Genomic DNA, 8795 nt, shown 5'->3' on the forward strand with positions numbered 1-8795 from the left:
GACACACTACGAATGACTAAGCTTTCAGGCTTTTAAGTAAGTTTGAGTAAGTTTAGTTGAGCGGTTTCTCCAAACGCAATGTTTTAGATCTGGTACAAAAAGAAGATTAACACAAATTGTATAGTGCGATGCCGAAGGCACTGCGTAGCAGTACGCCGATCTTGTCGGTTGGGTTGAGGCAACGAAACGCAACACTACCTTTTCCTATCTTTCACTTAATCGGACAACGCAAAGGCATCGGTATCGCCGCCGCCGAACCCCTCTATGTGGTCAAACTCGATCCCGTCATGAATCGGGTTATCGTTGGTAATCGCGCCAGTGCCGTTAGTGCCGATTGTCTTGTCGGACGGATGAACTGGGTTTCTATTGCTGAACCCACCACTCCTATACGCGCGCAAGTACAGGTCCGTTATCGTTCTCCGGCCGTTCCCGTCAATGTTATCCCCCTAGAAAATGAGCAAGTGAAGCTGGTTTTTGATCAACCACAATTTAGCATCACCCCGGGCCAAGCAGCCGTGATTTATGAAGGGGAGATTGTCCTCGGTGGGGGGATTATTTCAGGAGCCACCCCATAGGGAGAGCCACCAATTCACAGAATAACCTGATTATGGTTCTGGGGTCATTCTGCCAATTAGGGACTCTCCCCGGCAGGTTGAGCTAAAAATTAACGACGGGGTACAGAAGCCTCGATGTTAATATTCATAGCGGAGACTCTTGGTACAGGATTGCCTTTGGCGCTACCGAGACCCCGGGCCATAGCCAAGAAGCTGGAAGGATCGCCGGCTTTGGGTTTTTGCTCTTGGGGAACATAGCGACGGACAGCATTCTGCCAAACGATTTGGGGGAAGCCCAAAATACCACGATAGTAGCCATCGTAGCGAGGCGAGGTGATGTTGAATGGACGTTCACCGATGTCGCGGCTGGCCAGGGTGCGACGACGTTGGTAGGGAACGGTATCATAACCAAAGCTTTGCAGATACTCGTCACTGTTGAGAAGTTGATCGACAAAACCTTGAATACCTTTGGTGGCAACGACAATCGACCAAGCAATTTTTTCTCTTTCGCTATAGACATCGCGACCGAGAACTCTTTGTACTACCTGTTCGACAAAGCGATAGTTGCTGTTTTTCTCGTAGAAGCTGTTATAGAAGGTTTTCGATAACAGTAAACCACGAATGAAATCCCGCACGGATAATTGTCCATTGCGTAATTGGGATTCGAGGAAGGGTTCCCGATCCCATTTAAAGGCATGGAAGAAAATCTGACGGTAAGCGGCTTCGATTAAATCGTCCAGGTCGGTAGGGGAGAGGACATTTTCCGTCGTGTAAACTCTCGGTTTTTCGTCTCCACCGACATCATAACCAGCTACCCGCACGTTTTGGGACTTGGGGGCGTAATTTAAAAGAGGAATGGCCAAGGGTAAACCTCCGTATCCTTAGAAATGCTTAAAAAACTTTCCTCCTAATGATAAGGGAGTAAGTGCCAACTAGAAAAGAAATATTAAAAATTCTTACAATTGTTAAGAAAACTTGCTTACCATCCGGGGAGTGGGGAGCGCCGGAGCAGGGAGAGGGGAGAAAAAAGCTGATAACTGATAACTGATAACTGATAACTGAATTTACCAGCCACTAATCGAATAGGATGAAGGTTCGGGGGAATCACCAGAGACTGACTCCGATGACTGATTGCGGGATTCAGCACAGAAAGTGGCCGTATTAAAACCGCCAAAACGTTGAACTGTGCTAGTGCGGAGACGTAAATCGGCATCGGCAAACCAAAAACGCTCGATCGAGGTCATTGTTTCGTATTCTGTAATTAAGACTAAACCTTCCTGTTCATCAATGTGATAACGGCCCGCCACGGGAACGATTTCCGCATAACCTCGCTCCCGCAGGAGAACACCAGCTTGGGGATTATCTTCGTCGGGAATTAGCGCAAAAACGGTGGTTCCTTGATGATTTTCGTCTTCTTTGTCCCACTGCATCGAACCATCCCAACTGACAAACGCACCCCCCACAGCCTTGGCGGGATCGACTTCGTGCATTTCACAGATAGCGATAATTTTCGGGTTATCGGCGCTTAAAGCTTCCACATAAATCTCGGAATCGCCAGTTTCTGAGCGTCGAAAGGGTAAATGATGGGTGGTGCGCTGAGATTTCCACTGTCCCGCACTTTTCTGAAAAAAGGTCATCCCGTCCATAGTTTTTATCCTCTATTTTTTCCATCTATTTTAACGCCATGGCGGTTTTCTGTAACCCTTGTCCCCCTCTCTCTCTCATTCATCCCCAAAATAATCATGATCGATTCTCTTGATTTCATAGATTTCTTTTGTCGATACACCTAAATTATAATCGATCATCAATTGACCTAATTCTTCCCCATCAATCAGCACTATTTTTATCTCATTTCTGGGGGCATATTCTAAAGCCTCTTTGGTAAAATAGGAAGTAGTGATAAAAATACCTTTTTTGGCTCCTTGTCCCGCTAATGCCCCGACAAATTTCTGGATTTCTGGACGACCAACGGCATTATTATCAGCCCATCTTTTGGCTTGAATATAGATTATATCTAAACCGAGTCTATCTTCTTTTATTATCCCATCAATGCCTTGATCACCGCTCTTACCCACCGCTTTACCTGCATCTCTAATCGAGCCACCATAACCCATTTTTACCAGTAATTCTACTACTAATTTTTCAAAATCATCTGGGGATAATTTTCGCAGAATAGAGAGTAAGTCTGTCGCTAATGCTTGACGAATTTCTTGATAGGAGTTTGCTAGTAATTCCTCGGGATTTTGTTCTTGATCAGAAGCTAATAAATTGCTTTCAAGAGTAATAGTTTCATTTTGCTTATTGACTCGATTGAATTCTTGAAATTCGGGAAACTGTCTCAGAAATTTTGTATCAATTCGAGCAGGATTTTGAGATAAGATTTCTTTTCCTTTCTCAGAAATTACAAAAGTTGCTCTTTGGGGTGACTCAATTAATCCCGCTTTCTTTAAATAGGTTTTTGCCCAACCGACTCGATTAGCAAAAATTTCTTGTTGTCCACTGGGAACCATTTCTTTTCTTTCCGCTTCCGTGACTTGAAACTCTCTGACCAAGGCTTCAAAAATTTCTCGATATTTATAAAATTTGCCATCTGCAAGTATTTTTAATAGCGGCAACATAATCGATTGAAAATCTGGAATAGGCATAGTTCAGATGAAAAGCGGGGGCAGTCATTCCGATTATACAGCAACAAGCTCCAAGAATTTAGATAGATAATAATACACATAAAATTATGAATAATCGAGAGGCATTCCTAAAGAATTTGAGAGAGAAATTATCGCCATTGATAATCGTCTTGATACTCCAAAATAAGCTGTTGACTATCTAAATTACTTGTTAAGACTGTCTATGAGCGCCAGAGCTGCGGAGCAGGGAGAGCTTTTTTTGTGATAGCTAAAAAACCCCCTATCCCTGCTATTCATACAAAATCTCATCAAAACAAGCTTCTCCCACACTCGCTAAAGTCCTAGCGGCAGCTTTATCGGTTTTCGACTTCTGCACGAGGGTGCGGAATTGCTGTAGATTGTAACGAGCTTGGAATTTTTTAATCGTGCAGTCGCATAGATCTTTGGCCACATCAGCAGCTAATCCCTCCGCGCGCGCTCTTTGTAAACATTCTTGACGATAACTGTCGAAAGTCGTGGCAGGATTAGAACTTTGGCTAAGGTAAACGGCATTATTAGCCTGTACTGGCAAGGATAAAGCCAATAAACCGATAAAAGTTAGTAAATATCTTTTATTTATCATCATAATCGCTTTTTTAAGCCTGAAATCCCCCACTAGATTAGAGAACCGCTGCATAAATTATAGATCGATCGCTCAACTCTTGGGTTCCACTCTTGGCAAACTGTCATCTGTTATGCTAGGATAAGTAGTGCTTGATCGGCGCCATCGCCAAGTGGTAAGGCAGAGGTCTGCAAAACCTTTACCCCCAGTTCGAATCTGGGTGGCGCCTTGGCAAATATCGGTAGTCTTTCTTGTATTGCCTTGTCTAAATTAAGGTTTACCAAGGTTTTACTTGATAGGCTGCCACTAGATAACGAAAAATATACTCAACTATCTCTAAATAATTCTCGGTAGTTTCTAGAGACTCACCCCACACCGTCACGCCATGGTAAGAAATCAGTAAAGCGGGAATTTCCGGGGGGAAAGTTGAGAATCTACTTTCTATTTCTGCGGCAATTTTCGGCACATCGAGATAGTTAGCAAAAACCGGCATAAATACTTGAGGATTTTCTACCCAAATACCTAAACCTTTCAACATTTCTAAGGGAGGTAACGATAACTTGTCCTCGCGAGCAAAACGGGAAACTAAATTCGCTTCCACTGAGTGGACATGATAACAAGCTTGCGCTTGGGGAAAGAGACAATAAATCACCTGATGAATGCTAGTTTCGGCCGAAGGACGATTATCTCGATGAGCTAATTCTCTGACTTTTCCCGTCAGATCCACGCGCACAAAATCCTGTTCTGTGAGTTTACCTTTACTTTTGCCACTGGCAGTAATCCAAAAACTATGATCATCAACTTTAGCGGATAAATTACCCGCCGTGCCAAGCATCCAACCCAGTTGATAAAATCTTCGGGCAGCTGCCACTAGAGATAGACGAGGATCGCTCATGGTTTTTAGAGATATGGTGGATAGGGACTGACTATTATAACAATCGGAGGACCCACTCCCCAGCAGATTTGGTGAGGATGTCAGTCCGGATAATCTCGATTAAAACTAAACCCATGGCAGAATAGAGTCAGCAACCAGTGAGTCAAAAAGAAGATTTAACCGTGGAAATGTGTTGGGAATGTGTTAGGTTAAAGATAATTGCAGCTTTGATGAATCGAGGGTTGAGCCGTGAATAACAACTTTTTCCGCAGCTATTCTGTCAATGATTCTGGTTTGGGTTGTTTCTTATCTTTGATTTTAGTCGGATTGTTGTTAGGCTCGATCGGACTGGGTTGGTTAGTCAATAGTTTTTTAATTCTCGTGGCATTCCTGATATTTTCCCCTGTCATTGCTTGGGGGATTTTTCGCTGGTGGTTACGACGCAATTTAGTTGAAGATAGCTGTCCCGTCTGTAGCTACGAATTTACGGGTTTTAATCGCATGGAATGCCAATGTCCTAACTGTGGTGAACCGTTAAAAGTGGCAGGGGGTAAGTTTATTATTCTCACCCCTCCCGGTACGATCGATGTACAAGCGATCGAAGTACCTACCGGACAGTTGGAAGATTAGGGTCAAACCATTACCATCTAGGCACGCGCACCAAACTGAAAGCGGGGGATCTGAATTTTAACAATAACAGCAGTCCCAACAGGTGAATTGACCAATGAGCGAGAATTAAGCCCCAAATAATTGCGAAAATTAAACTACTAACGGCAAGAGCTTTAAAAATATCATTATCGGTCTTTTGATACCAGAGAAGACTAAGGAAGGAAAGCAGTAGGAGTAGAAGCGGAAAAAGTGGGGAGAACATGGGGATCACCATTGGGTGAGGGGACTGTCTTCACATCCATAGCCTATCATTTTCCCTTTACGGCTACGGGTAGCAGATGTTACATACCCCCCTATTTGTCATAAATCTTTAGAATCAAATTAAAAAGTTTACAAGCCAATCTTTTAGTATAAAGGTGGCGCGACAATCATCCTCATTGTAACGCAAAATAGCCGCCAATAAAGTCCGATCTCCTGTTTTTAACCACTGGTCATACCACCAAACGCATTGATCCCCGCTTACTCCTCGATCGCGCCATTGAAAGCCAATCCAGTTAGCGAGGGATTTTAAAGAATAACTTTCCACGGGAAAAGTTACCGAATTAACTACATGATAGTGCAGATCAAAACAGCGAGAAACTAACTGATTAATCAAAGAAGAAGGAGTTTTATAAAGATAACCCAATCGCTTAATTGTTTCCACTTCGTACTCAGAAAAGTGAAAAATTGGTGCTTGATAATCCTGCATGACTAAGGTTAAAAATTCCTGCCATATCCTGCCTTCATCTTCCGGCTTTTCTGCCAAAAAGGGATAAAACTGCTGGGTATTAACTCGATAATCAACCCGTAAAATCCCCAAAAGATAATCTAAATTCTGTTCTGGTTCCGCTTCGATGTCAAAATAAAATTCAATCTCGGCCTTCGGTAGGGGAGACAAATAAGCAGTTTTCCCGTTGCTTTTGCGAAAGGCCCGATTTTCAATAATTGCTTGGGCCTGTAACTGTAACTGATTAGCCACCTCTACCCCCATCCCCTCCCCCATGCGGGTAGGAGAGGTAAGCGCAAGGGATTCCATGGTGGAAACCCCCAAAGACTGTAAAAATTGGTAACGACTAGGAGTCACCCCCGGGACTAAAGAAAGATGTTGACTCGCTTGAGCAATACCATAACAGTGACTATACCAATGACATAAACTGCAACGCTGACGCGAGATAAAAACTTCTGGTTCTTGGCGATTAATCACCATTGCGCCGAACTTTTTGATTATTTCCTCTAGTTTAGTTAACCAGAGATTCAATTCCACTCGATAGCGATTATGACGACGTAGGACAATTTCTGCGTAATTGGGAAAAACTCCCTGCATACTGGCCAATAAATAGGCGTAAAAAGTAGCCAGCATCTTATATTCAGGCTTAGGACGGCGACCGAGTTGAATATTGAGGGGATAATAAACCCAATCGCCAAATTTCGACTCTCCTGCCTGTTTAATTAATAAATGCGGGGAACCGGTTAAAGAGACGGGATAGCCAGATTGTAAAAGGACTCCGTGATAAATACAGGATACCCCCCGACCCATCAAAGCTTCCGTTTCCCTAGCGGCAGCCAAAATATCAGTGCTGGGGGTAGTCAGGGAACAATAATCGGGATAGGAGTCTTGCAGGACTTTTTTAACGTGACTTTGACTCTCTTGGCGCAATTTAAGCAAAAAATCTCGCTCAGGGTCTTTTTCTTGGCTATTGCCGTAGAGATTTAAAAATGCACGGCGTTGACAACGTTGGTAGTCTAGAAGTAGATCATCGGTCAGTAGCATTCTATACAAGGAGAAAAGTTAAGCTTTCCTGGACCAGTGAAGTAAAGTAAAAAATAATAAACTTAAAAAAAGAAAACATTCCCAAGTATGTTTCCTCTACTCTAATACTATTGTGACAATTGCGACTTAATCCGTCGATAGAATTCAGCCGTCGGTCGTCGGTCGTCAGGAAGTGGGGAAGTGGGGAAATGGGGAAATGGGGAATTCAACTAAAACCCTAAAACCCCAAAACCCAACACCTTCTAACTGATAACTGATAACTGATAACTGATAACTGATAACTGACCCCCCATCTCCTCGCTTATGCAGAATTTAGACGAAAATAGCCTCGATTACGCCGTTAGTAAACCGGATTTAGCCGAACAAAGACAGGAATTTCGGGGACTTAGCAATAAAGTTTACTTTAATTTCGGTGGTCAGGGAACCTTGCCCAAGGCGGGATTAGAGGCGATTATCGATGCCCATAATTTTCTCCAACAAAAGGGGCCTTTTTCAGGACGGGTAAACGATTGGATTACCGGAAAAACGGAACTTCTCAGGCAAGAAATGGCTCAGGAGTTGGGAATCAGCCCCAGCACCCTCTCTATCACCGAGGATGTCACTGTAGGCTGTAATATCGCCCTCTGGGGAGTTGATTGGCAAGCGGGGGAACATATTTTACTAACCGATTGTGAACACCCCGGAATTATCGCCACGGTTCAAGAAATTGCCCGTCGTTATCATCTGGAAATCTCCACTTGTCCTATTCGGGAAACTTTAAACGGCGGCAACCCGATAGAAGTCATTTCCGCTCATCTACGTCCAAAAACTAGGGTTTTGGTGGTTAGTCACGTTTTGTGGAATACTGGACAGGTTTTACCCCTCAAGGAAATCTCGCAACTTTGTCATGATAATTCTGTCACCGAAAAACCCGTTTTAGTGGTGGTGGATGCTGCCCAATCCGTGGGTTGTTTGCCCTTGGATTTAAGCGCTACTGCCGCCGATTGTTATGCTTTTACGGGTCATAAATGGTGGTGTGGACCAGCTGGTGTGGGAGGATTGTATATTCGTCCCGAAATTTTCCCTAGTTTACAGCCCACTTTTATCGGTTGGCGCGGCATTGAAACAGATAATCGAGGACAGCCTATCGGTTGGAAACCGGATGCCAGACGCTTTGAAGTGGCCACTTCTGCCTATCCCCAATTTGAGGGTTTAAGGGCAACTATTGCGGTACATAACGCCTGGGGTGATGGGGGACAAAGATACGAAAAGATTTGTCAATTAGCGGCTTATCTCTGGGAAGAATTAAAGACGATTAAAGGGGTAAAATGTTTAAAAAATTCTCCGCCGGAATCCGGTTTAGTTTCCTTTCAAATTGACTCGGCCATCACCCCACAAAAGTTAGTGCAACAGCTAGAAAAACAAGGGTTTTTACTGCGAACTCTCCTCGACCCCCTCTGTGTGCGTGCCTGTGTTCACTATTTCACTTTGCCCTCAGAAATCGAGCAGTTAGTAGCAGCTGTCAAAAAGTTAGTTTAAAATCGGATTATAGGCGATCGACTATCGATAATGACGACCCCGCAACTTTTCGAGTGGGATGAAATTGACATCCTCACCGCCGGGGCCGGACGGTGATGACCGGCAGATCAAACAAACTTAATTGAACGACCGACCGCTGGGTTGACGCTTCACGGGATGCTGCTTCTTTAACAGAAGTCTTATGCTGTCCTCCACGCCCGTTTAA

9 protein-coding genes, 1 tRNA gene and 1 pseudogene are annotated in these 8795 nt (G+C 43.9%); 4 read left to right on the forward strand and 7 right to left on the reverse strand.

Features of this window, described 5'->3' with window-relative positions; genetic code table 11:
• Positions 1-212 precede the first annotated feature (212 nt).
• A pseudogene (locus tag IM477_RS16720) lies at positions 213-575 on the forward strand (aminomethyltransferase beta-barrel domain-containing protein); the annotation flags it as partial.
• Between the two features lie 89 nt (positions 576-664).
• Here the strand turns inward: IM477_RS16720 and IM477_RS16725 are convergent.
• The 4 genes from IM477_RS16725 to IM477_RS16740 form a co-directional block, all read right to left on the reverse strand.
• Positions 665-1417: a phycobilisome rod-core linker polypeptide gene (locus tag IM477_RS16725; RefSeq protein ID WP_287732694.1), complete on the reverse strand. Its 753-nt coding sequence runs from the start codon at positions 1415-1417 to the stop codon at positions 665-667.
• 201 nt (positions 1418-1618) lie between these two features.
• A complete protein-coding gene (locus tag IM477_RS16730; RefSeq protein ID WP_287732696.1) occupies positions 1619-2200 on the reverse strand; it encodes a phycobiliprotein lyase in 582 nt (193 codons plus the stop codon).
• Between the two features lie 75 nt (positions 2201-2275).
• A complete protein-coding gene (locus IM477_RS16735; protein ID WP_287732698.1) occupies positions 2276-3199 on the reverse strand; it encodes a restriction endonuclease in 924 nt (307 codons plus the stop codon).
• Positions 3200-3467: 268 nt separating this feature from the next.
• The gene (locus IM477_RS16740) at positions 3468-3803 is read right to left on the reverse strand and encodes a hypothetical protein (RefSeq protein WP_043999175.1); all 336 of its coding nucleotides are present in this window, start codon (positions 3801-3803) and stop codon (positions 3468-3470) included.
• Positions 3804-3937: 134 nt separating this feature from the next.
• Between IM477_RS16740 and IM477_RS16745 the strand changes: the two genes are divergently transcribed.
• Positions 3938-4008 (forward strand) — tRNA-Cys (locus IM477_RS16745).
• Positions 4009-4056: 48 nt separating this feature from the next.
• On the opposite strand, the gene mtnB is transcribed toward IM477_RS16745, so the two are convergent.
• Positions 4057-4674 carry a methylthioribulose 1-phosphate dehydratase gene (mtnB, locus tag IM477_RS16750; protein ID WP_002760481.1) on the reverse strand — a complete coding sequence of 206 codons (618 nt, stop codon included), beginning with the start codon at positions 4672-4674 and terminating at the stop codon, positions 4057-4059.
• Positions 4675-4902: 228 nt separating this feature from the next.
• Between mtnB and IM477_RS16755 the strand changes: the two genes are divergently transcribed.
• Positions 4903-5283, forward strand: coding sequence for a hypothetical protein (locus IM477_RS16755; protein ID WP_149987765.1), 381 nt, complete (start codon positions 4903-4905; stop codon positions 5281-5283).
• 10 nt (positions 5284-5293) lie between these two features.
• Here IM477_RS16755 and IM477_RS23175 read toward each other — a convergent pair whose 3' ends face one another.
• Both IM477_RS23175 and IM477_RS16760 read right to left on the reverse strand, forming a co-directional pair.
• Positions 5294-5536 (reverse strand): hypothetical protein, encoded by a 243-nt coding sequence (locus IM477_RS23175; protein ID WP_353737531.1) that lies wholly within the window; start codon positions 5534-5536, stop codon positions 5294-5296.
• 102 nt (positions 5537-5638) lie between these two features.
• Positions 5639-7072, reverse strand: a complete 1434-nt coding sequence (locus tag IM477_RS16760) for a TM0106 family RecB-like putative nuclease (RefSeq protein WP_287732699.1) — start codon at positions 7070-7072, stop codon at positions 5639-5641.
• Positions 7073-7375: 303 nt separating this feature from the next.
• Here IM477_RS16760 and IM477_RS16765 point away from each other — a divergent pair, with 303 nt between their 5' ends.
• Positions 7376-8590, forward strand: a complete 1215-nt coding sequence (locus tag IM477_RS16765) for an aminotransferase class V-fold PLP-dependent enzyme (protein ID WP_079209798.1) — start codon at positions 7376-7378, stop codon at positions 8588-8590.
• Positions 8591-8795: the final 205 nt, after the last annotated feature.

It is taken from the genome of Microcystis sp. M090S1, from assembly GCF_020246295.1.
GTDB classification, from domain to species: domain Bacteria; phylum Cyanobacteriota; class Cyanobacteriia; order Cyanobacteriales; family Microcystaceae; genus Microcystis; species Microcystis aeruginosa.

Bases quoted from the DNA above. Each gene is read 5' to 3' on its own strand.
- mtnB (WP_002760481.1), bottom strand. From the start codon at position 4,674: ATGAGCGATCCTCGTCTATCTCTAGTGGCAGCTGCCCGAAGATTTTAT.
- IM477_RS16760 (WP_287732699.1), bottom strand. From the start codon at position 7,072: ATGCTACTGACCGATGATCTACTTCTAGACTACCAACGTTGTCAACGC.
- IM477_RS16740 (WP_043999175.1), bottom strand. From the start codon at position 3,803: ATGATGATAAATAAAAGATATTTACTAACTTTTATCGGTTTATTGGCT.
- IM477_RS16765 (WP_079209798.1), top strand. From the start codon at position 7,376: ATGCAGAATTTAGACGAAAATAGCCTCGATTACGCCGTTAGTAAACCG.
- IM477_RS23175 (WP_353737531.1), bottom strand. From the start codon at position 5,536: ATGGTGATCCCCATGTTCTCCCCACTTTTTCCGCTTCTACTCCTACTG.
- IM477_RS16730 (WP_287732696.1), bottom strand. From the start codon at position 2,200: ATGGACGGGATGACCTTTTTTCAGAAAAGTGCGGGACAGTGGAAATCT.
- IM477_RS16735 (WP_287732698.1), bottom strand. From the start codon at position 3,199: ATGCCTATTCCAGATTTTCAATCGATTATGTTGCCGCTATTAAAAATA.